General features: G+C 74.3%; 18 protein-coding genes and 6 pseudogenes. 13 read left to right on the forward strand and 11 right to left on the reverse strand.

Features of this window, described 5'->3' with window-relative positions; genetic code table 11:
- Positions 1–167 precede the first annotated feature (167 nt).
- A pseudogene (abc-f, locus tag REH70_RS06365) lies at positions 168–1,765 on the forward strand (ribosomal protection-like ABC-F family protein).
- A gap of 41 nt (positions 1,766–1,806) precedes the next feature.
- On the opposite strand, the gene REH70_RS06370 reads toward abc-f, so the two are convergent.
- From REH70_RS06370 to REH70_RS06380, 3 genes and pseudogenes are all read right to left on the reverse strand, one after another.
- Complete coding sequence (locus tag REH70_RS06370) at positions 1,807–2,757, reverse strand: SURF1 family protein (RefSeq protein ID WP_310753261.1); 951 nt, start codon at positions 2,755–2,757, stop codon at positions 1,807–1,809.
- A gap of 10 nt (positions 2,758–2,767) precedes the next feature.
- Entirely contained in the window at positions 2,768–3,037 is a 270-nt protein-coding gene (locus REH70_RS06375) for a hypothetical protein (RefSeq protein ID WP_396134687.1), read from the reverse strand.
- Between the two features lie 220 nt (positions 3,038–3,257).
- Positions 3,258–3,494: pseudogene (locus REH70_RS06380) on the reverse strand (DUF3099 domain-containing protein); the annotation flags it as partial.
- Between the two features lie 196 nt (positions 3,495–3,690).
- On the opposite strand from REH70_RS06380, the gene REH70_RS06385 reads away from it, so the two are divergent.
- From REH70_RS06385 to REH70_RS06395, 3 genes are read left to right on the forward strand one after another with little or no spacing between them, the layout of a single operon-like run.
- The gene (locus REH70_RS06385; RefSeq protein WP_310753263.1) at positions 3,691–4,428 is read left to right on the forward strand and encodes a beta-ketoacyl-ACP reductase; all 738 of its coding nucleotides are present in this window, start codon (positions 3,691–3,693) and stop codon (positions 4,426–4,428) included.
- Between the two features lie 51 nt (positions 4,429–4,479).
- On the forward strand, positions 4,480–5,247 hold the full coding sequence (gene fabI / locus REH70_RS06390; RefSeq protein ID WP_310753265.1) for an enoyl-ACP reductase FabI: 768 nt from the start codon (positions 4,480–4,482) through the stop codon (positions 5,245–5,247).
- A 5-nt stretch (positions 5,248–5,252) separates the two neighbouring features.
- Positions 5,253–5,783 carry a histidine phosphatase family protein gene (locus tag REH70_RS06395; protein ID WP_310753267.1) on the forward strand — a complete coding sequence of 177 codons (531 nt, stop codon included), beginning with the start codon at positions 5,253–5,255 and terminating at the stop codon, positions 5,781–5,783.
- A gap of 76 nt (positions 5,784–5,859) precedes the next feature.
- Here REH70_RS06395 and REH70_RS06400 read toward each other — a convergent pair whose 3' ends face one another.
- From REH70_RS06400 to glgC, 3 genes are read right to left on the reverse strand one after another with little or no spacing between them, the layout of a single operon-like run.
- Positions 5,860–6,585 carry a ThuA domain-containing protein gene (locus REH70_RS06400; protein ID WP_310753269.1) on the reverse strand — a complete coding sequence of 242 codons (726 nt, stop codon included), beginning with the start codon at positions 6,583–6,585 and terminating at the stop codon, positions 5,860–5,862.
- Positions 6,582–7,271 (reverse strand): phosphoserine phosphatase SerB, encoded by a 690-nt coding sequence (serB, locus tag REH70_RS06405; RefSeq protein ID WP_310753271.1) that lies wholly within the window; start codon positions 7,269–7,271, stop codon positions 6,582–6,584. The genes REH70_RS06400 and serB overlap by 4 nt, the downstream gene beginning before the upstream one ends.
- Positions 7,272–7,314: 43 nt before the next feature.
- The gene (gene glgC / locus REH70_RS06410) at positions 7,315–8,556 is read right to left on the reverse strand and encodes a glucose-1-phosphate adenylyltransferase (RefSeq protein ID WP_310753273.1); all 1,242 of its coding nucleotides are present in this window, start codon (positions 8,554–8,556) and stop codon (positions 7,315–7,317) included.
- Between the two features lie 82 nt (positions 8,557–8,638).
- Here glgC and glgA point away from each other — a divergent pair.
- Both glgA and REH70_RS06420 read left to right on the forward strand, forming a co-directional pair.
- Positions 8,639–9,855 (forward strand): annotated as a pseudogene (gene glgA / locus REH70_RS06415) (glycogen synthase).
- A 125-nt stretch (positions 9,856–9,980) separates the two neighbouring features.
- Complete coding sequence (locus REH70_RS06420) at positions 9,981–10,211, forward strand: hypothetical protein (protein ID WP_310753275.1); 231 nt, start codon at positions 9,981–9,983, stop codon at positions 10,209–10,211.
- A 16-nt stretch (positions 10,212–10,227) separates the two neighbouring features.
- Here the strand turns inward: REH70_RS06420 and REH70_RS06425 are convergent, their stop codons facing one another.
- Positions 10,228–11,025, reverse strand: coding sequence for a hypothetical protein (locus tag REH70_RS06425; protein ID WP_310753276.1), 798 nt, complete (start codon positions 11,023–11,025; stop codon positions 10,228–10,230).
- Positions 11,026–11,131: 106 nt separating this feature from the next.
- Between REH70_RS06425 and REH70_RS06430 the strand changes: the two are divergent.
- The 7 genes and pseudogenes from REH70_RS06430 (at position 11,132) to REH70_RS06460 (ending at position 19,560) form a co-directional block, all read left to right on the forward strand.
- A pseudogene (locus tag REH70_RS06430) lies at positions 11,132–11,915 on the forward strand (ABC transporter ATP-binding protein).
- Positions 11,916–12,117: 202 nt separating this feature from the next.
- The gene (locus tag REH70_RS06435; RefSeq protein WP_310753278.1) at positions 12,118–12,651 is read left to right on the forward strand and encodes an NfeD family protein; all 534 of its coding nucleotides are present in this window, start codon (positions 12,118–12,120) and stop codon (positions 12,649–12,651) included.
- The gene (locus REH70_RS06440; protein WP_310753280.1) at positions 12,648–13,949 is read left to right on the forward strand and encodes an SPFH domain-containing protein; all 1,302 of its coding nucleotides are present in this window, start codon (positions 12,648–12,650) and stop codon (positions 13,947–13,949) included. Before REH70_RS06435 ends, REH70_RS06440 begins: the two co-directional genes overlap by 4 nt.
- 246 nt (positions 13,950–14,195) lie before the next feature.
- A complete protein-coding gene (locus tag REH70_RS06445; RefSeq protein ID WP_310753282.1) occupies positions 14,196–15,941 on the forward strand; it encodes an ABC transporter ATP-binding protein in 1,746 nt (581 codons plus the stop codon).
- A gap of 188 nt (positions 15,942–16,129) precedes the next feature.
- Positions 16,130–18,015 (forward strand): annotated as a pseudogene (locus REH70_RS06450) (ABC transporter ATP-binding protein).
- Between the two features lie 43 nt (positions 18,016–18,058).
- Positions 18,059–18,958, forward strand: coding sequence for an RNA methyltransferase (locus REH70_RS06455; RefSeq protein ID WP_310753284.1), 900 nt, complete (start codon positions 18,059–18,061; stop codon positions 18,956–18,958).
- The gene (locus REH70_RS06460) at positions 18,955–19,560 is read left to right on the forward strand and encodes a GNAT family protein (RefSeq protein ID WP_310753285.1); all 606 of its coding nucleotides are present in this window, start codon (positions 18,955–18,957) and stop codon (positions 19,558–19,560) included. The genes REH70_RS06455 and REH70_RS06460 overlap by 4 nt, the downstream gene beginning before the upstream one ends.
- 62 nt (positions 19,561–19,622) lie before the next feature.
- Here the strand turns inward: REH70_RS06460 and REH70_RS06465 are convergent.
- The 4 genes and pseudogenes from REH70_RS06465 to REH70_RS06475 all read right to left on the reverse strand — a co-directional run.
- Positions 19,623–20,633: pseudogene (locus tag REH70_RS06465) on the reverse strand (GGDEF domain-containing protein); the annotation flags it as partial.
- Positions 20,634–20,766: 133 nt separating this feature from the next.
- A complete protein-coding gene (locus REH70_RS06470; RefSeq protein ID WP_310753287.1) occupies positions 20,767–21,354 on the reverse strand; it encodes a YbaK/EbsC family protein in 588 nt (195 codons plus the stop codon).
- Positions 21,351–21,458: a hypothetical protein gene (locus REH70_RS20455; protein ID WP_396134730.1), complete on the reverse strand. Its 108-nt coding sequence runs from the start codon at positions 21,456–21,458 to the stop codon at positions 21,351–21,353. The genes REH70_RS06470 and REH70_RS20455 overlap by 4 nt, the downstream gene beginning before the upstream one ends.
- Positions 21,440–21,880, reverse strand: coding sequence for a YbhB/YbcL family Raf kinase inhibitor-like protein (locus REH70_RS06475; protein WP_396134688.1), 441 nt, complete (start codon positions 21,878–21,880; stop codon positions 21,440–21,442). The genes REH70_RS20455 and REH70_RS06475 overlap by 19 nt, the downstream gene beginning before the upstream one ends.
- Between the last annotated feature and the right edge of the window lie 68 nt (positions 21,881–21,948).

A 21,948-nucleotide genomic window follows, 5' to 3' on the forward strand; every position in this document is an offset into this window, starting at 1 on the left:
GGGTGTCGGCATGGTTCGCTCCGGGGTGCGCGGTGACGGAAGGTGTGAGGTGGTCGCAGGCGCAGCGGGGGCCAACGCGACCGGTCGTCACGCTAGCCGGTCGTAAGATGGACGGCGTTTGTGTCCGCGCCCAGAAGCGCGGTCCGCGATTGTGAGGAAGTCACACAGTGATCACTGCCCAGGCCGTCGAGCTGCGCGTGGGCGCGCGCGTGCTCCTGGAGGAGGCGACGTTCCGGATCGCTGCGGGTGACCGCATCGGGCTGGTCGGCCGCAACGGTGCGGGCAAGACGACGCTCACCAAGACCCTGGCGGGCGAGACGCTCCCGACCGGAGGCCAGATCGTCCGCGGCGGCGATGTCGGCTACCTTCCGCAGGACCCGCGCACCGGCGACCTCGACACCGTCGCGATGGACCGGGTGCTGTCCGCCCGCGGTCTCGACGAGGTCGTGCGCGCCATGCGCGCGACCGAGGGTGCGATGGCGAGCGCCGACGACGCGACGCGCGACGACGCGATGGAGCGGTACTCCAAGCTGGAGGCGCGGTTCACGGCGGCCGGCGGGTACGCGGCCGAGAGCGAGGCCGGCCGCATCGCGTCGAACCTCGGGCTGGACGAGCGGGTGCTGGGCCAGACCATCGGCACGCTGTCCGGGGGCAGCGCCGTCGCGTCGAGCTGGCGCGCATCCTGTTCTCCGGGGTCGACACCCTCCTGCTCGACGAGCCGACCAACCACCTGGACGCCGACTCCATCGTGTGGCTGCGCGACTACCTCAAGGCGTACCCGGGCGGGTTCGTCGTCATCAGCCACGACACCGACCTGCTGCGCGCCACCGTCAACAAGGTGTTCCACCTGGACGCCAACCGCGGCGAGCTCGACCAGTACAACCTCGGCTGGGACGCCTACCTCCTGCAGCGCGAGACCGACGAGAAGCGTCGCCGGCGCGAGCGGGCGAACACCGAGAAGAAGGCCTCGGTGCTCCTCGCGCAGGCGGACAAGATGCGGGCCAAGGCCACCAAGGCCGTCGCCGCGCAGAACATGGCGCGCCGCGCCGAGCGGATGCTGTCCTCGCTGGACGAGGTGCGTGCGTCGGACAAGGTCGCGCGCCTGCGCTTCCCGACCCCGGCCCCGTGCGGCCGGACGCCGCTCACCGCGGAGGGCCTGAGCAAGTCCTACGGGTCGCAGGAGGTCTTCACCGACGTCGGCCTCGCGATCGACAAGGGCAGCCGCGTCGTCATCGTCGGCCTCAACGGCGCGGGCAAGACGACGCTCCTGCGCATGCTGGCGGGGATCGACGTCCCGGACACCGGCGAGGTCCATGCCGGCCACGGCCTCAAGCTCGGCTACTACGCCCAGGAGCACGAGACGCTCGACGTCTCGCGCACCGTGGTGGAGAACCTGCGGTCGTCCGCCCCGGACCTCACCGACACCCAGGTCCGCTCGGTGCTCGGCTCGTTCCTGTTCTCCGGGGACGACGCGGACAAGCCGGTCCGGGTGCTGTCCGGCGGGGAGAAGACCCGGCTCGCGCTCGCGGCCCTCGTCGTCTCCTCGGCGAACGTGCTGCTGCTCGACGAGCCCACCAACAACCTCGACCCCGCCAGCCGCGAGGAGATCCTCGGCGCGCTGCGGTCCTACGAGGGCGCGGTCGTCCTGGTCTCGCACGACGAGGGCGCGGTCGAGGCGCTCGACCCCGAGCGCGTCGTGCTGCTCCCGGACGGCTACGAGGACCTGTGGGGTCCGACGTACGCCGACCTCATCTCCCTCGCCTGACGCCGACCTCCGCGCGGTGCGGCGTGCGGTGCGGGCTGGAGTCAGCGGAGCTGGGCGTCGATGAGGGCGTCCTCGACATCCTCGGCGCTCGGTGCCCGACGACGACGCCGCGCGGGCGCCACCGGTGCGGTGCGGCGCGGCCGACCGCCACGCGCGTCGTCCGACCCGTCGCGGCGTCCGTCCGAGTCGTCGGCAGCGACGTCGTCCTCGCCCGCCGCGGTGACCTCGCGCCGGGCGAGGATCGCGAACCCGATGAGCGCGCCCACCGCGAAGGTCCACCACTGCAGCGCGTAGGACAGGTGTGAGCCGGGGTCGGTGCTCGGCTCGGGCAGCGGACCGAGCCGCTCCGCGGCGGCCGGGCTCTCGCTCACCAGCGCGCCGTAGCCCGCGTACGCCGGCCGGTCGCCCGCGACGCCGCCCGCCTCGAGCACCTGCTCGACCGAGATGGCCTGCACCTGCCCGTCCGGTGCGTCCCGGGCGGACGCCGGCTCGTCGGCCCGCAGCCGCACGACGAGGTCCACCGTCCCGGACGGCGGCGGCACGTCGTCGGCGGTGCGGTCGACGCTCAGCGCGCCACGGTCCACGACGAGGAGTGCCTCCGAGCCGTCGGGCCGGTCGACGACGAACGGCACCAGCACGTGGTACGCCGGGCGGCCGGCGACCGGCCGGTTGCGCAGCAGGACGGCCGCGTCGGCGTCGTACCGGCCGGTCACGCGGACGGGGCGCCACACGGCGTCGTCGTCCACGGGGACGGCGGGGGAGGTCAGCACCGCGTCGAGCGGGACGGGGTCCGCACCGAAGTTGGCCTCGACGACCTCGATCGCCGCCGCGCGCGCCTCGTGACGGTGCCACTGCCACAGCCCGAGCATCACGCAGACGCACGCGAGCACCACCGAGAAGGCCACCAGGCCGATGGCGCGCCGGACCGCCGGTCGGTCGACGGCGCGATCCGTGGCCGGTGCGTCGCCGGTGCGGGGTCGGTCGCTGCTCATGCGAGCGGGCTCAGGCGCCCGGGGCGCCCGGGCCAGGTCCGTCCGGGGCGTCGTCGAGGTCGGTGACCGGGACCGTCGCCCGCAGGAAGGCCCGGGTGCCGAGGAACTGCTCGAGGTGGGTGCGGTGGGCGTCGCACGCGAGCCACACCTTGCGGCGCTCCGGGGTGTGCAGCTTCGGGTTGTTCCACAGCAGGCCCCACGCGGCCTCCTCCCGGCACCCGCGGGCGCTGCACACGCGCTCGTCGATGCTGTCGGGGCGGGGGGACAGGAGGTCGATCACGGCCGCGGACCCTCCGTCGGGGCGGGGGCGCAGCGGTGGGTGACGCAGCGGTGGGCGACGCAGCGGGGTACGGGTACGTGCGGTGCGGGTCGGCCGGGCGTGCCGGACCGGCGGTCGGCACGCCGACGGCGTCCGGCCACGGCATCGCGGCGCCGGCGGCAGCCGCACCCAGCCGGCGCTGGAGCAGGACCTCCTCCGGGCGCTCGGGCCGCTCCCGCCCCGCGTTGGCCAGGACGACGGCGACGTACGGAAGGATCACGGCCCCGACGAGGAGCGACACGGCCACCCACGTCGGGACGCGGCCCCACAGGGCGACCGCCGCCATGAAGCAGAGCGTGCGGAGCGCCATCTGGATCAGGTACCGGCGCGCGCGCCGGTCGATGTCGTCCCCCAGGGGAACGGCGACGGAGGTGACGGTCTGCACCTCGGAGCCTTTGTCGCGACGGTTGCTCACCACATGAGTTTAGGCGCCCGGATGTGGTAGGGCCGTCCGGGTTGTACGGATGTGACAAACCACTCCTCGCATCGGTGTGCGCCTGTGCCACGACGTCGGAGGGTCGGTCGGCTAGCGTCGACGGGCGTGACCCCCGGCGTGGGTCCAGCGCAGGACGACCAGCCGCACCACCCCAGCCGCACCACGACCGAGGAGACGCGTGACGCAGACAGGCACCGACCCCGCCACCGGCGCACCGCGCAGCGTGCTGGTCACCGGCGCGAACCGTGGCATCGGCCGGGCCATCGCCGAGCGCTTCGTCGCCTCGGGCGACCGGGTCGCCACGATCTACCGCAGCGGCGACCTGCCCGACGGCGTCCTCGGCGTCGTCGGCGACATGCGGGACACCGCGTCGATCGACGCGGCGTTCACCGAGATCGAGGCCGCGCACGGCCCGGTCGAGGTGCTCGTCGCCAACGCCGGCGTCACGCGCGACGGCCTGCTCATGCGGATGACCGACGAGGACTTCCAGGACGTCCTCGACGTCAACCTCACCGGCACCTTCCGCTGTGTGCGCCGCGCGTCCAAGGGGATGATCCGGCTGCGTCGCGGTCGCATCGTGCTGATCTCCTCGGTCGTCGGCCTGTACGGCGGTCAGGGCCAGGTGAACTACTCCGCGTCCAAGGCGGGCCTGGTCGGCATGGCCCGCTCGGTGACCCGTGAGCTCGGGGGCCGGGGCATCACCGCGAACGTCGTCGCGCCCGGCTTCATCGACACCGCGATGACCGCCGAGCTGCCGCAGGACCGCCAGGACGCCTACCGGGCGTCCATCCCCGCCGGTCGCTTCGCGCAGCCCGACGAGGTCGCCGGCGTCGTGCACTTCCTCGCCTCCGACGACGCCGCGTACATCTCCGGTGCCGTCGTCCCCGTCGACGGCGGCCTCGGCATGGGCCACTAGGCCCGCCCGCCCCGACGCACCCCCCACCCTCCCGACCCGAACGGACGTCCCATGGGCCTGCTCGACGGCAAGAAGCTCCTCATCACCGGTGTCCTCACCGACAGCTCGATCGCCTTCCACGTGGCGCGCCTCGCGCAGGAGCAGGGCGCGCAGGTCGTCCTCACGTCCTTCGGGCGTCAGCTCCGCCTCACCCAGGCGATCGCCCGGCGCCTGCCGGCCGAGGCGCCCGTCGTGCAGCTCGACGTGACGTCCGCCGAGGACCTCGCCGGCCTCGCCGACCGGGTCCGCGAGCACGTCGACCACCTCGACGGCGTCGTGCACTCCATCGGGTTCGCCCCGCAGTCGGTCATGGGCGGGAACTTCCTCGGCGGCGAGTGGGACGACGTCGCGACGGCGCTCGAGGTGTCGGCGTTCTCGCTCAAGTCGCTCGCGGTCGCCGCGCAGCCGCTGCTCGGCGCGGGGGGCTCGATCGTCGGCCTCACCTTCGACGCCCGGTACGCGTGGCCGGTCTACGACTGGATGGGCGTGGCGAAGGCGGCGTTCGAGTCCACCGCGCGCTACCTGGCCCGCGACCTCGGCCCGCAGGGCGTCCGGGTCAACCTGGTCTCCGCCGGCCCGATCCGCACGACCGCGGCCAAGTCGATCCCCGGCTTCGAGGCCATGGAGGGCGGCTGGCCCGACCGCGCGCCGCTCGGCTGGGACGTCACCAACCCGGAGCCGACCGCGCGCGCGGTCGCCGCGCTGCTGTCCGACTGGTTCCCCGCGACGACCGGGGAGATCGTGCACGTCGACGGCGGCGTGCACGCGATGGGACTCTAGGCGGCATGTCGCCGATCTCCGACCGCACCCGCCGGCTCGTCCTCCTCCGGCACGCCAAGGCGGAGCCCGGCGACGGCACCGCCGACGAGGTGCGCCCGCTCGCGCTGGACGGTCGCCGCCAGGCGGGCCGGGTCGGAGCGGCGCTGCACACCACCGACCTGGTCCCCGAGCTCGTCCTGGTCTCGCCGGCGGTGCGCACGCGCCAGACCTGGGAGCTGCTGCGCGGCGCCTTCGGTGACGCCGAGCCCGAGGTCGTCCTGACCGACGGGCTCTACACCGCGGGCGTCGACGACGTCCTGGCACTGCTGCGCGAGGTCGACGAGCGGGTCCGCACGGTGCTCGTCGTCGGGCACGAGCCGACGATGTCGGCCGCCGCGGCGGCCCTCGCCGGGCCGTCGTCGGACACCGCCGCGGTCGCGCGCGTGCGTGCGGGCGTGCCGACCGCGACCTATGCGGTCCTCGAGCTGGACGGCCCGTGGGACGGCCTCGCACCCGGCACGCTGGACCTGCGCGCGGTCATCGCCCCCCACGAGTAGGGGGCGGCGCCGGCGGGCGGACGCGAGCGGGCAGACGCGAGCGGGCAGAAGCGGCCGGGTCGGTCGCCGGCCCCGGTCAGGCGACCGGAGGCAGCCCGGCGGCCCAGCGGGCCTCGCGGCGCAGCAGCTCGCGGCGCTCGGCGCTGGCGTAGGAGCGCGCGTCGTGGCCGAGCGCGTCGTACACCGCCCGGCTGCCGCTCGGCAACGTGCCGACGAGCACCAGCGGGTGCGTCCGGCCGTCGTGCTCGTGGGTCACGAGCGGCTGCCGGTCGGGCGCGACGTCGAGGTCGCTGTACCGCTCGTCCTCGAGCGTGACGTCGGCCAGGTCGGCTGTCACCGGGTGCGCACCGCGGTCCACCTGCACCGTGCACAGGCCCAGATCCGGGTGACCGGACGTGCCGTGCACCCACCGTGCGCCGAGCAGCGCGTGCCACGACGGGACGGCCGGGAACGCCATGCCGCCCGCGTGGACGGCGAGCACCGGGCCGCCGGCGGCCGCGTGCCGGTCCAGCGCGGCCCCCACGCGGTCGGCCTCGGCGAGCTCCTGGTCGCGGCCCTCGCCGTCGACGGCGCCCGAGCACGAGACGACGACCAGCGAGCGTCCGGCGTGGTCCTCCAGGGCCGCGGCGACGTCGTCGCGCACCTCGACCTCGAACCCGGTCTCGGCGAGGAGCTCCGCGATCGTCGCGGCGACGCCGGTGAGGTCGTGCCACGGATCGGCGTAGGCCGGACCGCTGCTGGTCAGGACGACCGCGGTGCGGCGGGGTGCCGGGTCGGTCGCGGTCGTGTCCGTGCTGGTCATGGCACCTCGTCGGGTCGGGGCGGGAAGGGGTCCAGGAGGTCGAGCACGCCGTCCAGGCGCCCGTCGACGGCAGCGTCCGCGTGGTCGCGCACGAGCGGCTTGGCGTTGTAGGCGACCCCGAGGCCCGCTGCGGCGATCATGTCGAGGTCGTTCGCGCCGTCGCCGATCGCGACGCAGCGCTCGAGCGGCACCCCCTCGAGGTCCGCGAACGCCCGCAGCGCGGTCGCCTTCGCGGCGCGGTCGACGACCGGGCCGAGCACCCGGCCGGTCAGCCGGCCGTCGGCGACCTCCAGCCGGTTGGCCACGGTGTGCCGGATGCCCAGCGACGCGGCGAGCGGCTCCACGATCTCGGCGAAGCCACCGGAGACCAGCCCGACCGGCCAGCCCCGCCGCGTGCACTCGGCGACCAGCTCGCGTGCGCCGGGGCTGAGCTCGACCTCGGCGGCGACGTCGGCGAGCACCTCGACCGGCAGGCCGGCCAGCAGCGCGACGCGCTCGTGCAGCGACGTCGCGAAGTCGATCTCCCCGCGCATGGCCCGCTCGGTCACCAGCGCCACGACCGCCCCCGCACCGGCGCGGTCCGCGAGCAGCTCGACCACCTCGGCGGTGATGAGGGTCGAGTCGACGTCCATCACCACGAGCCTGCGCTCCGGCCGGGCGGTCGGGTCGACGTCGTCGGTGCTCACCCGGGCAGGGTAGCGGCGGGCCGCCACCGGGCGGCCCGCCGTGTCACGGCTCGACGACGGTGCCCTTGGGGACGACCGTGATCCCGCTCTCGGTGACCGTGAACCCGCGTGCACGGTCGCGCTCGGGGTCCAGACCGATCCGCGCGCGCTCCGGGACGATGACGTTCTTGTCCAGGATCGCGCGGTGGATCTGGGCGTGCCGGTGCACCTTGACACCATCCATGAGCACGCTGTCCGAGACCGCCGACCACGAGTGCAGGTACACCCCGGGGGACAGCACCGACCCCGAGACCGTCGCCCCGGACACGATGACGCCCGGCGACACCACCGAGTCGGCGGCGTAGCCGACGCGGTCCGGCCCGGCGTGCACGAACTTGGCGGGCGGCAGACCGGTGTAGCCGGTGTGCAACGGCCACTCGTCGTTGTAGACGTTGAAGACCGGGGTGATCGAGATGAGGTCCTTGTTCGCCTCGAAGTAGGCGTCGACCGTGCCGACGTCCCGCCAGTAGTCCCGGTCGCGGTCGGTCGATCCCGGAACGTCGTTGTGGATGAAGTCGTAGACGCCGGCCGTGCCGCGGGCGACGAAGTACGGGACGAGGTCGCCGCCCATGTCGTGGTTGGAGTCGGCGTTCGCGGCGTCATCGGTGACCGCGCGCCGGAGCGCGTCGGCGTTCGCCACGTAGTTGCCCATGGACGCGAGGATCTCGCCGGGGGAGTCCGCGAGCCCGACCGGGTCCGACGGCTTCTCCCGGAACGCCGCGATCTTCCTGGGGTCGTCCGCGGTGGTCTCGATCACGCCGAAGTCGCTCGCCAGGGCGATCGGCTGGCGGATCGCCGCGACGGTCATCTCGGCGCCGGACTCGATGTGGGACTCCACCATCTGGGAGAAGTCCATCCGGTAAATGTTGTCGGCGCCGACCACGATGACGATGTCCGGACGCTCGTCGTCGATGATGTTGAGGCACTGGTAGATCGCGTCGGCGCTGCCGAGGTACCAGTGCTTGCCGACCCGCTGCTGTGCGGGGACCGGGGTGACGTAGTTCCCGAGCAGGTTCGACATCTGCCACGTCTTCGTGACGTGCTTGTCGAGGCTGTGGGACTTGTACTGGGTGAGCACCACGACTCTGAGGTACCCGGAGTTGATGACGTTCGACAGGGCGAAGTCGATGAGGCGGTAGATGCCGCCGAACGGGACGGCGGGCTTGGCTCGGTGCGAGGTCAGGGGCATGAGGCGCTTGCCCTCCCCACCTGCGAGGACGATTGCGAGTACGCGCGGCGCTGCCATGAGGTGAACATAGGCCCGCGACTGTGAGCCGGGCCACCCGGAACGGCTGCTCGTCCGCACGTGTCGCGCTAGCGTCCCGTCCATGAGAGTCGACCTGCTGACCCGTGAGTACCCGCCGAACGTGTACGGAGGGGCAGGGGTGCACGTCGCCGAGCTGTCCGCCGTCCTGCGCCGCAGCCTCGACGTGCGCGTGCGGTGCTTCACCGGGAAGGGTGGCGCCGTCGAGGGCGAGGGCGTCGCGGAGTACGGCGTGCCGGGCGAGCTGTCCGGCGCGAACGCCGCGCTCGCCACCTTCGGCGTCGACCTCGCGATGGCCGACGACGTCGCGGGCGCGGACCTGCTGCACTCCCACACCTGGTACGCCAACCTCGCCGGGCACCTCGGCGGGCTGCTGCACGGGGTGCCGCACGTCGTCTCCGCGCACAGCCTCGAGCCGCTGCGCCCCTGGAAGGCCGAGCAGCTCGGGGGCGGGTACGCGCTGTCGTCGTGGGCCGAGCGCACCGCGTACGAAGGTGCCGCCGGGATCATCGCGGTGAGCGCCGGCATGCGCGCCGACATCCTGCGCTGCTACCCGCAGGTCGACCCCGGCAAGGTGCACGTCGTGCACAACGGGATCGACCTGGCCGGCTGGCAGCGGCCCGAGCCGGGGACTCCCGAGGCCGAGGCCGCCGACGCCGTCGTGCGCGAGATCGGCATCGACCCCGACCGTCCGGCGGTCGTGTTCGTCGGGCGGATCACCCGGCAGAAGGGACTGCCCTACTTCCTGCGGGCCGCGGAGCAGCTGCCGCCCGAGGTCCAGCTCGTGCTGTGCGCGGGTGCCCCGGACACCCCGGAGATCGAGGCGGAGGTGCGCGGGCTGGTGGAGACGCTCGCCCAGACCCGCACCGGGGTCTTCTGGATCTCCCGGATGCTGCCGCGCCACGAGCTGGTCGCCGTCCTGGCCAGCGGCACGGTGTTCGCGTGCCCGTCGGTGTACGAGCCGCTCGGCATCGTCAACCTCGAGGCCATGGCCGTCGGGCTGCCCGTCGTGGGGACCGCGACCGGGGGATCCCCGAGGTCGTGGACGACGGCGTGACCGGGCTGCTGGTCCCGATCGACCAGGCGCAGGACGGCACCGGGACGCCGCTGGACCCCGAGCGGTTCGTCGACGACCTCGCCGCGGCGCTCACCACGGTCGTGAGCGACCCGGCGCGGGCCGCGGCGATGGGCGTGGCCGCACGGCAGCGCGTCGAGGAGCACTTCTCGTGGGACGCCATCGGCGACCGCACGGTGGACGTGTACCGGTCCGTGCTGGGCTGACCCGTCCGGACGGCATCCGGGGGCTCGTCCCGCCGGTGCGGTGTCACCCGGTCCGGGCGCTCACGTCCGGACCGGGCCGGTCGATGAGGACCCGACGGCACCCACCCCGACGCAGGAGCACGACCATGAGCACCACCACCGCACCGCCCGTGCCGCCCGAGTTCGTCTTCGTCGCCCTCGACACGTCCCCGACGCGCCCGTCCGGGATGCCCAGCGACCGGGAGCGCATGGCCCTGCACCGCGCGTGGATCGCGTCCTGGGACGCCGGGACGATGACGCCGTCCAAGGCCGCCACCCTCGACCGGTGGATCCCCGGCTGGCGCAGCGACACGGCCCGGGCGCTCTTCGCCCGGTAGCTCGCACCGGGCCGGCTCAGACCGGCCCGGCCGCCACCGTGGCCGTGGCGGCCGACATCGCCCGCCGGGCGGCGCGGTCGACCTCGCGCAGCGCCGTCGAGCGCTGGTCGGCCTGCCACAGGTTCACCGCGCCCCCGTCGTCGGCGGTCGCCAGGGTGACGATCGCGCGCAGGCGCGCGGCGCTCGCCAGGACCCGGAGCCGCCGTCCGTCCAGCGTGTGCGGAACCGGCCAGCCGGGCCCGACCTCCGAGCGCAGCGCGGCGATCGCCTCGGCGGCGTCCGGCCGCCAGCGCGCGACGTCGAGGGACGCGAGCGCCTCGGTGGCCGAGATGAGCGCGAGGCGCAGCTCCCGCTCGGCGTCGGCGAGCGAGCCGAGCGAGCCCAGCAGCCGGGTGCGCCACTCCGGCACCGCGCGGACCTCCCACGTCACGAGGTGACCGGGCTCGAGGGCGCTGCCGAACTCCTCGACGACCGGCACAGCGGCGAACGACCCGGTCCCGGAGTGCACGAGCACGCACTCGCCGGCGTCCACCGCGAGGGTGGACACCGCCGCCGGGACACCGGCGAGGTCACCCGGTGCGGGCAGGACCGCGGCGACCTCCCGCGGTCCGGACGCCCACGCGGCCACGAGCCCCGCCAGGCCGTCCTCGCCCGGGGTCCCGTCCTCGCCGACGCGGACCGCGTGCGGCTCGTCGTCGCCCTGCACCGCGGCGAGGGCCTGCTGCAGCGGTCCGGCGCCCGCGCCGACGTCCTGCGCCCACAGGGCGAGCAGCACCGATCGGGGCAGGGCCAGGAGGTCCGAGGTCGCATCCACGCCCGACAACCTACGGCGCCCCGGCCCGGTCCGAGCCGTCGTGAGCCGGCCCGCGCGGCCCGTGCCGGCCGGTGGTGCGCCGGCGCGCAGGCTAGGGTCGCTCCTCATGAACGAGGTGCTCGACCTGCAGGCCGTGTCCATCCGTCGGGGGACCAAGACGATCCTCGACGACGTGTCCTGGCAGGTGGGGGACGGTCAGCGGTGGGTCGTGCTCGGGCGCAACGGCGCGGGCAAGACCACGCTGCTGCAGATCGCCGCGGGCCGCATGCACCCCACCGCCGGCACCGCGGACCTGCTGGGCGAGCGGATGGGGCGGGTCGACGTCTTCGAGCTGCGTCAGCGGATCGGCCTGGCGAGCTCGGCGCTCGCGGACCGCATCCCGTCCGGCGAGACCGTGCGCGACGTCGTGCTGACCGCCGCCTACGGGGTCACCGGTCGCTGGCGGGAGAGCTACGAGGCGCCCGACGACGAGCGCGCCACCGACCTCATGGCCGCGTTCGGGGTCGCGGACCTCGCCGACCGCACGTTCGGCACGCTCAGCGAGGGAGCGCAAGCGCACCCAGATCGCCCGCTCGCTCATGACCGACCCCGAGCTGCTCCTCCTCGACGAGCCGGCCGCGGGCCTGGACCTCGGCGGCCGCGAGGAGCTCGTCGCCGCGCTCGCCGAGCTCGCCGCCGACCCGCGCTCGCCCGTGCTCGTGCTGGTGACCCATCACGTCGAGGAGATCCCGCCCGGGTTCACCCACCTCATGCTGCTGCGCGACGGGCGCGTGCACGCCGCGGGTCCGCTCGAGGAGGTGCTCACCGCCGAGCAGCTGTCCGGCGCGTTCGGGCTCCCGCTGACCGTGGAGCGCCACGAGGGTCGCTGGGCGGCGCGCGCCGCACGCTGACCCGCGTGCCCTGCATGCCCCGCCCTGACCTGGGTGCCCTGCGCTGACCTCCGTGCCCCGGGCGGGGCACGACGCGCCGTGGCTCTCCTCACACCACCGGGAAGCGGCAAAGAAACCCCCTAGAATGGGTACAGGCGCCGCCCACGCGCGGCGCCCGGAGCCACCCGCACGTGCGGGCGCTCCCGCCCGAGAGGGGACCACGATGGACTGGTTGTGGTGGCTGGGAGCGGCTCTGCTGCTCGTCGCGATCGAGGTCGTGACGCTCGACCTCGTCCTGCTCATGTTCGCCGGCGGCGCGGTCGCGGCCGGCATCGCCAACGCCCTGGGTGCACCGTTCCCGGTGCAGATCGTCGTCTTCGCCGTCGTGTCCGTCCTGCTCCTGGTGTCGATCCGGCCCTGGCTGCTGCGTCACCTGCGTGACCGCGTGCCGCTGGTCGAGACGAACGCCGCGGCGCAGGTCGGCCGGCTCGCGCTCGTCGTCGAGGACGTCGACGTCCACGGCGGCCGCGTCAAGCTGTCCGGCGAGGTGTGGTCCGCCCGCACCGCGCACGAGGGCATGCTCATGCCCACCGGCGCCGAGGTGCGCGTCATGCGCATCGACGGTGCGACCGCCGTCGTCGACCACGCCTCCGCCGCGGCACCCGTCCGCGCCGACGCGGCGGCCCCGTCCCCCGGCCGGGTCGTCCAGCGGTTCGCCGCCCACCCACGCCTGCACCGTCCGAAGGAGAACGCATGAACGACATCTCGGTGGGCACCGTCGTCGGCTACATCGTCCTGGGCCTGCTGCTGATCTTCGTGGTCGTCGCGCTCGTCCGGGCGGTCCGCATCGTCCCGCAGACGGTCGCGCTCATCGTCGAGCGGCTCGGTCGCTACTCGCGCACCATGGACGCCGGCCTGCACCTGCTCATCCCGTTCGTCGACCGCGTCCGGGCGGGGGTCGACCTGCGCGAGCAGGTCGTGTCCTTCCCGCCGCAGCCGGTCATCACGTCCGACAACCTCGTCGTGAGCATCGACACCGTCATCTACTTCCAGGTCACCGACCCCAAGTCGGCGGTCTACGAGATCGCGAACTACATCACCGGCATCGAGCAGCTCACCGTCACCACGCTGCGCAACGTCGTCGGGTCGATGGACCTCGAGCAGACCCTGACCAGCCGGGACCAGATCAACGGTCAGCTGCGCGGGGTCCTCGACGAGGCCACCGGTCGCTGGGGCGTGCGCGTCAACCGCGTCGAGCTCAAGTCCATCGACCCGCCGCAGTCGATCCAGGGCTCCATGGAGCAGCAGATGCGCGCGGAGCGGGACCGCCGTGCGGCCATCCTCACCGCCGAGGGCGTCAAGCAGGCGCAGATCCTCACCGCGGAGGGTGACCGCCAGGCCGCGATCCTGCGTGCCGAGGGCAATGCGCAGGCCGCGATCCTCAACGCCGAGGGCGAGGCGCGCGCCATCCTGCAGGTGTTCGACGCCGTCCACCGCGGCGACGCCGACCCCAAGCTGCTGGCGTACCAGTACCTGCAGACGCTGCCGAAGATCGCCAGCAGCGCCTCGAACAAGGTGTGGATCGTGCCGTCCGAGCTCACCGGCGCTCTGGGGCAGTTCACGCAGGGGTTCGCGGGGGCGATGTCCGGCGAGGGCAGCGGCGACACGCCGTCCCGTCCGCCGGGGTCGTCCCCCGTCCGGGCGGAGGACCTGCCACCGACCGTCCTGCCCGACGCCGCGGCTGCGCTCGCGCAGGCGCGCCGCGACTCCGAGGCGGCCACCGCCGACGCCGTGAGCGCCGGCACCCTCAGCGGCAGCCCGGCTGACCGGCGGGCCGAGGCCGGTCAGCGTCCGTACACGGCGTCCCGGCGCCCGGAGCCGACCGGTCCCACAGCGACCGAGCCGACGACGACGCAGCCGGTCCCCGGGCAGCGGCCGGGCGCACCCGCGGTGCCCCCCGAGACGCAGCCGCCGGTTCAGGCGGACCCCGGTCCGGACGCGCCCGGGCCGGAGCCGGGTGGTCCGGCGGGTGGCTCGACCGCCACCGAGCGCTAGCAGCACCGAGCCTCCCGGGACGATCCGGGACGATCCGGGACGATCGAGACCGAGCGACGGGCCGTCTGCCACCGGCAGGCGGCCCGTCGCACGGCGTTCCCGGGAGGCAGCCGCCAACGCCGGCGTGGACGACGTCACCGCATGACGCCGGGAATGGGCTCGGACGTCCCCGTGGCCCCGCCTAGGATGCGCGGGGAACGTCTCGCCACGCGCACGGCGACGTCCCGCGACCCGAGCGGAGGCTCCGTGCTCGTCCGACTCCTGCGCCACGGCCTGCGCCCCTACCGCGGGGCGGTGGCCGCGGTGCTCATGCTCCAGGTCGTGCAGACCATCGCGACGCTCGTGCTGCCGTCCCTCAACGCCGACCTCATCGACCGCGGCGTGGCCACCGGCGACACCGGGTACATCCTGCGGCTCGGCGCCGTGATGCTCGTCATCAGCGCCCTCCAGGTCGTCTCGGCGGTCGTCGCCGTGTACTTCGGCGCCCGGGCGGCCACGGCGCTCGGGCGGGACGTGCGCGGCCGGCTGTTCACGCACGTCCAGACGTTCTCCGCGCAGGAGGTCGGTCGGTTCGGGGCGCCGTCGCTCATCACGCGGACCACCAACGACGTCCAGCAGGTGCAGATGGTCCTGTTGTTCGGGCTGACGCTCATGGTGGTCGCGCCGATCATGCTGGTCGGTGGTGTGGCCATGGCGCTGCGCGAGGACGTCTCGCTGTCCGCGCTGCTGCTCGTCGCCGTCCCGGTCCTCGCGGTGACCATCGCGCTCATCGTGCGGCGGATGATCCCGCACTTCCGCGTCATGCAGCAGCGCATCGACCGCATCAACGGGGTGCTGCGCGAGCAGATCGCGGGCATCCGGGTCATCCGGGCGTTCGTGCGCGAGCGGCGCGAATCCGAGCGCTTCGCCTCCGCCAGCACCGACCTCATGGCGACGTCGGTCCGGGTCGGTCACCTCATGGCGCTCATGTTCCCCACGGTCATGCTCGTGATGAACGCGACGAGCGTCGCCGTGGTGTGGTTCGGCGGGCGGCGGGTCGACGCCGGGGAGATGCAGGTCGGTGCGCTCATCGCCTTCCTCAGCTACATCATGTACATCCTCATGGCGGTGATGATGGCCACGATGATGTTCGTCATGGTGCCGCGCGCGGTCGTGGCCGCCGAGCGCATCACCGCCGTCCTCGACACCGAGCCCAGCGTCCGGCCGCCGGCCACGCCGCGCCGCCCTGCCCCCGCCCCGGACGGGCGTCGCGGGCACCTCGAGCTGCGCGACGTCGACTTCCGCTACCCGGGGGCGGAGGCCGGCGTCCTGCACGGCGTCAGCCTCGTCGCCGAGCCCGGACGCACGACGGCGATCATCGGCTCGACCGGAGCCGGCAAGACCACGCTGCTCAACCTCGTGCCGCGGCTGTTCGAGGCGACCGGGGGCGCGGTGCTCGTGGACGGCGTGGACGTCCGCGACCGGGTGCCGGAGGAGCTGTGGGCCGGCATCGGGCTCGTGCCGCAGAAGGCGTTCCTGTTCGGCGGGACCGTCGCGTCGAACCTGCGCTACGGCAAGACCGACGCGTCCGACGACGAGCTCTGGCACGCGCTCGAGGTCGCGCAGGCGCGCGACTTCGTCGAGCGGCTCGACGGCGGCCTGGACGGCGCGGTCGCCCAGGGCGGCACGAACCTGTCCGGCGGCCAACGGCAGCGCCTCGCGATCGCCCGCGCCCTGGTCCGTCGCCCGTCGCTGTACCTGTTCGACGACGCCTTCTCCGCGCTCGACGTCGCGACCGACGCGCGGCTGCGCGCCGCGCTGGAGCCCGAGACGCGCGACGCGACCGTGGTCGTCGTCGCGCAGCGGATCGCGACCATCCGGGGCGCCGACCGCATCGTCGTGCTCGACGAGGGCGCCGTCGTCGCGACCGGCGACCACGACTCGCTCATGGCCACCTCGGAGACCTATCGCGAGATCGTCCTGTCCCAGCTCAGCGCGCAGGAGGCGGCGTGAGCAGCGCGATCGGCCCGCGCGGCCGCACCGCGGCAGACGGCTCGCCCGCCGGGGGCCAGCCCGCCGCCGGCGGTGGCCCCGCCGGGACGGCACCCACCACCGGACCCGCACCGGTGCCACCAGGAGCCGGCACCGCGGTCCCGCGGCGGCCCCCGCGCCCCGGGCACGGCCCGATGGGCGGCATGGGCATGCCCGCCGAGAAGTCGATGGACTTCACCGGCTCGGGACGCCGACTCCTGCGCGCGCTCGCCCCCGAGCGGGCCCGCATCGCCGCCGTCGTCGTGCTGTGCGTGCTGTCCGTCGCGCTCTCCGTCTCCGGGCCCAAGCTCCTCGGCACGGCGACCGACCTGGTGTTCTCGGGCTTCATCGCCCGCGGGCTGCCCGCGGGGACCACGCAGGCCGAGGCGATCGCGGGCCTGCGGGCCCAGGGCGAGGACCGGCTCGCCGACGTGGTCAGCGGCATGACCCTGGTGCCCGGCACCGGCGTCGACACCGGCCGGCTGGCCACCGTGCTGCTGACCGTGCTGGCCGTCTACGTCGGGGCCTTCGGGTTCGGCTGGTGGCAGGGCCGCCTGACCACGGACATCGTGCAGCGCAGCACCTTCCGGCTGCGGGCCGACGTGGAGGCCAAGCTGTCCCGGCTGCCGCTGCGCTACGTCGACCGCCAGGAGCGCGGCGAGGTCCTCTCGCGCGTCACCAACGACATCGACAACGTCGCCCAGACCCTCCAGCAGACCCTCGCCCAGCTCGTCACCGCGCTGCTCACCGTGATCGGCGTGCTCGCGATGATGGTGTGGATCTCCCCCTGCTCGCCCTCGTCGCGCTGGTCACCGTCCCGCTGTCGATCGCCGTCACGGTGGCGATCGCCAAGCGGTCGCAGCCGCAGTTCGTCGCCCAGTGGGCGTGGACGGGGCAGGTCAACGCCCACATCGAGGAGATGTACACCGGGCACGCGCTGGTCAAGGTCTTCGGCCACCAGGCGCAGGCGATCGAGACGTTCCGCGAGCGCAACGAGCAGATGTACGCCGCGAGCTTCCGGGCGCAGTTCATCTCGGGGACGATCCAGCCCGCCATGGGGTTCCTCGCGAACCTCAACTACGTCGCGGTCGCCGTCGTCGGCGGGCTGCGGGTCGCCTCGGGAGCGCTGACCCTGGGTGACGTGCAGGCGTTCCTGCAGTACTCGCGCCAGTTCACGCAGCCCCTGACGCAGGTCGCGTCGATGATGAACCTGCTGCAGTCCGGCGTCGCGTCGGCCGAGCGAGTGTTCGAGGTGCTCGACGCCGAGGAGCAGTCGCCGGACCCGCAGCCGGCCGCCGCGCCGGTGCAGCCGGTACGCGGCCGGGTCGCGTTCGAGGACGTGTCCTTCCGGTACGACCCCGACACCCCGCTCATCGAGCACCTGTCGCTCGTCGCGGAGCCGGGCAGCACCGTGGCGATCGTCGGGCCGACCGGCGCGGGCAAGACGACGCTGGTCAACCTGCTCCTGCGCTTCTACGAGCTCGACGGTGGCCACATCACGCTCGACGGCGTGGACACGCGCACCATGACACGCGCGGGGCTGCGCTCGCAGATCGGCATGGTCCTGCAGGACACCTGGCTGTTCGGCGGGACCATCGCGGAGAACCTGCGCTACGGCGCCGAGGACGCGACCGACGAGCAGGTGCTCGAGGCCGCGCAGGCCACGCACGTGGACCGCTTCGTGCGCACGCTCCCGGACGGGTACGACACCCGCCTGGACGACGAGGGGTCGAACGTCAGCGCGGGGGAGAAGCAGCTGCTCACCATCGCGCGGGCGTTCCTCGCCGACCCGGCGATCCTCGTGCTGGACGAGGCGACGTCGTCGGTGGACACCCGCACCGAGGTGCTCGTGCAGCAGGCGATGGCCGCGCTGCGGGACGGGCGCACGTCGTTAGTCATCGCCCACCGGTTGTCGACCATCCGCGACGCCGACGTCATCCTCGTCATGGAGCACGGGTCGATCGTGGAGCACGGCACCCACACGGAGCTGCTCGCGGCCGGTGGCGCCTACGCCGCGCTGTACGCGAGCCAGTTCGCGGCCGCGGTGGCGGAGTAGCGGTCGCGCAGGACCTGCCCGACGGGCCTGGGAGGATCGGCCCGTGCCGATCCACCACCTGACCACCGCCGACGACGAGCGGCTGGCCGACTACACGCACCTGACCGACGTCGCGCTGCGGTCCAAGCACGAGCCGGCCAAGGGCCTGTACATCGCGGAGAGCTCGACCGTGATCCGGCGCGCGGTCGCGGCCGGCCACCGGCCGCGCTCGTTCCTCATGGCCGAGCGGTGGCTGCCCGACCTGACCGACCTGCTCGACGCCGTCGGCGCCGGGCCGGACGGTGACGTCCCGGTGTACGTCGCGGACACCGCGGTCCTCGAGCAGATCACCGGCTTCCACCTGCACCGCGGCGCGCTCGCGGCGATGCACCGACCCGCCCTGCCGGACGTCCACACGCTCCTCGCCGGCGCGCGCGGAGGGGCAGGCGCGCGGCGCGTCGCGGTGCTCGAGGACGTCGTCGACCACACCAACGTCGGCGCGATCTTCCGCAGCGCCGCGGGCCTGGGCGTCGACGCCGTCCTGGTCAGCCCACGCTGCGCCGACCCGCTCTACCGGCGGTCGGTCCGGGTGTCGATGGGCACCGTGTTCCAGGTCCCGTGGACGCGCCTGACCTCGTGGCCGGGCGGGCTCGACGACCTGCGGGCGGACGGCTTCACGGTCGCCGCGCTCGCCCTGACCGACGACGCCGTCACGCTCGACCACCTCGCCGCGCACGCACCCGACCGCCTCGCCCTCGTCCTCGGGACCGAGGGGGACGGGCTGTCCCGCGGTGCGGTGGAGGCAGCCGACGTCGTCGTGCGGATCCCGATGGCCGGGGTCGTCGACTCGCTCAACGTCGCGGCGGCGTCGGCCGTGGCGTTCTGGGCGACCCGCGTGCCGGGCGACGACGTCCCGGCAGCCGGGCCGGGTGTGACCGCCCCCACGGCGACGGTCGCACCGTGACGACCCCGTTCAGCGTCAAGCCGACGCTCGTGGGCGAGCGCGTCGTGCTGCGCCCGTTCACGCCCGGCGACATCGACGCGATGGGGCCGGTGCTCGCCGACCCGGACGTCCTCCGGCTGACCGGCAGCGCGCACACCACCGCGGACACGGTGGGCCGCAGCCCCACGCACGACGGCGCCACCCGGCACTGGTACGAGACCCGCGCCGACCAGCTCGACCGTCTCGACCTCGCGGTCGTCGACCGCGCGACCGACCGCTGCGTGGGCGAGGTCGTGCTCAACGACTGGGAGCCGGAGAACGAGTCCTGCGGGTTCCGGATCCTCGTCGGCCCCGCGGGACGCGACCGCGGGCTCGGCTCCGAGGCGACGGCACTCGTGCTGCGCCACGCGTTCGCGCACCTCGGCCTGTACCGGGTCGAGCTCGGCGTGTACGCGTTCAACCCGCGGGCGCGGGCCGTCTACGAACGGGCCGGGTTCGTCCCGGAGGGTGTGCGGCGGGCGGCGCTGCTGTTCGACGGCGAGCGCGTCGACGAGGCGACGATGGCGGTGCTGCGCCCGGAGTGGCTCGCGCGGTCCCGCGGTGACGGGACGCCCGTGGGCTGAGCGGCGGTCGGCGCGACGACGTGCTCGACGGAGGGCGCCGGGGCGCCCTCCTCGACGCGGTCGCGGCCACCTCGCTTGGCGCGGTAGAGCGCGTCGTCCGCCCGGCGGTAGAGGTCGTCGAACGCTGCCGAGGTCGCGAACGCGCCGGACGCGAGGCCGATGCTCACCGTGACGGGGGCGCCGTCGGGCCGGCGCAGGGACGCGCTGACCTGGCGCCGCAGGGCGTCGGCGCGAGCGAGAGCGGCCTCGGCGTCGGTCTGGCGCAGCACGAGCAGGAACTCCTCGCCGCCCACGCGCACCGCCATCTCCGGTCGCTGCGGGATCGCCCGCAGCAGGGCACCGAGGTCGCGCAGCAGCCTGTCGCCCGCGAGGTGCCCACCGGTCTCGTTGACGCCGGTGAAGTGGTCGACGTCGAGCAGGAGGACCGTCCCGGCGGTGAGCACGTCCGGGCACGCGGCGACGCGCACCATGCCCTGGCGGTTGAGCAGACCGGTCAGCGCGTCGCGGTCCGCCTGCTCACGCAGCTCGCTGAACAGGCGGTCGACCTCCGTCACGAGCTGCTGCACCCGGCCGCGCAGCCGGGTGACGGCGGCGTTGAGCACCGCGAGCGTGACCAGGACGGGCAGCACGGTCAGGGAGATGGCGCCCGGGGCCATCCCGACCACGGCGAGCCCGGTCGCGTACCCGGTCATGGCGACGGCGAGCTGACCCCACGCCTCCCGGCGGCCGCGCAGCAGGCCCACCTGGAGCACCGGGATGACGTACAGGACCGGCCCGGTCGCGAAGGTGGTGCCCTCCGGGACGTGCACCGCGACGCTGGTGATGCCGATCGTCCCCATCACGCTCGCTCCGGTGAGCATCCACGGCGCGAGGCGGTCGGCGAACACGAACATGAGGACGCCCCACACGGTGCACAGCCCGGCGAAGGTGAGGAGCACACCGGGGACCGGGCTCTGCTGGGCGAAAGGGATGGCGGTGAGGGACCCGATCACGCTCATGACACCGCTGATGCGCGCGTCCGTGCGCCGTGCACGCGGACCGTGCAGCGGTGGCGGCGACCAGTCGGGCCTCATGCCGTCCCAGTCGGGCGCGGCCGTGACGTGTTGAGGCGCACCCGGCGGCGTCACCCGGGTGGAGCGGTGGGATCACCCGGCGCGTACCCGCGCGCGGGAGAGCGCGAGGGAGAGGTGGCGCCGGCGTGCCGGGCTACTCGACGGCGAGGCCCTCGACGACCTCGGCGCCCGGCAGCCGCCCCAGGAGCGCGCCGGGCAGGCTCAGCTTGGACCCCCGGATGCCGCTGCCGACGACGACCGCCGGGTGCCCACCCGTCACGCCCCCGGCGGCGACGACGCGCGCGTCGATCAGCACGCGCCACCCGTCCGGCAGCCCGACCGGCGTGATGCCGCCGTACTCCATGGCCGACTCCGCGGTCGCGCGGTCGGTCGGCAGGAACGACGCCTTGCGGACGTCGAGCAGACGCTTGACCGCGGTGTTGACGTCCGCGCGCGTGGTGGCCAGCACGACGACGGCCGCGATCCGCTCCTCGCCGGCGCGGCGCCCGGAGACGACCACGCAGTTCGCCGACGCGTCCGGCGCCAGGTCGTAGGCCGCGGTCAGCGCGGCGGTGTCGGCCAGCGCCGGGTCGATGCGGGCGACCGCGACGGCGTCCGCCACGTCCGGGTCGACGGCGGCCCACCCGCTCAGGGCGGCATGGGTCCCGGTGGCCATGAGCTCGGGGTGGTCGACGGCGCGCAGCCAGTGCAGGGGCGGGTGCCCGGCGGGCGTCGTCGTCATCGCCGGAAGGTGGCGGTGAGGGTCGCCCGCGCGAGGGTGTGGAAGAGGGCGGTGAACGCCACGGTGGTCGGGGTGGCGTCGGGCGTCAGGTCCAGGCTCTCCATGTCCAGGGCGTGCACGGCGAAGACGTAACGGTGCTCGCGGTCCGCGGGGGCGGCGCGGCGCCGGTGTAGCCCGTGGTCCCGCCGTCGTTGCGAGCCTGGAAGGCCGGGGCAGGCAGGTCGGCGCCGTCGGGGGCCCCGGCGCCGGTGGGCAGCGACGTCGTGCCCACGGGCAGGTCGACGACGGTCCAGTGCCAGTAGCCGGCCGGCGTCGGGGCGTCCGGGTCGAAGCAGCTGACGACGAAGGAGCGGGTGGCGTCCGGGAAGCCGTGCCAGCGCAGGTGGGGCGAGCGGTCGTCGCCGTCGGCGGTGTGGGCGCCGGGCAGGGTGGCGCCGTCGGTGAGGTCGTCGCTCGCGAGGGTGAACCCCGGGACGGGCGGCAGGAGGTCGTACGGGTCCGGGGGGATCGGTCGGTCCAGGTCCACGCGGGTCTCCTCGGTGTGCGGGTCGGCGCTGGTCGTGCCGCGCCCATGCTGCCCGCCGCGGGGGTCGG

Source organism: Cellulomonas sp. ATA003, assembly GCF_031582905.1.
Classification (GTDB): Bacteria; Actinomycetota; Actinomycetes; order Actinomycetales; family Cellulomonadaceae; genus Pengzhenrongella.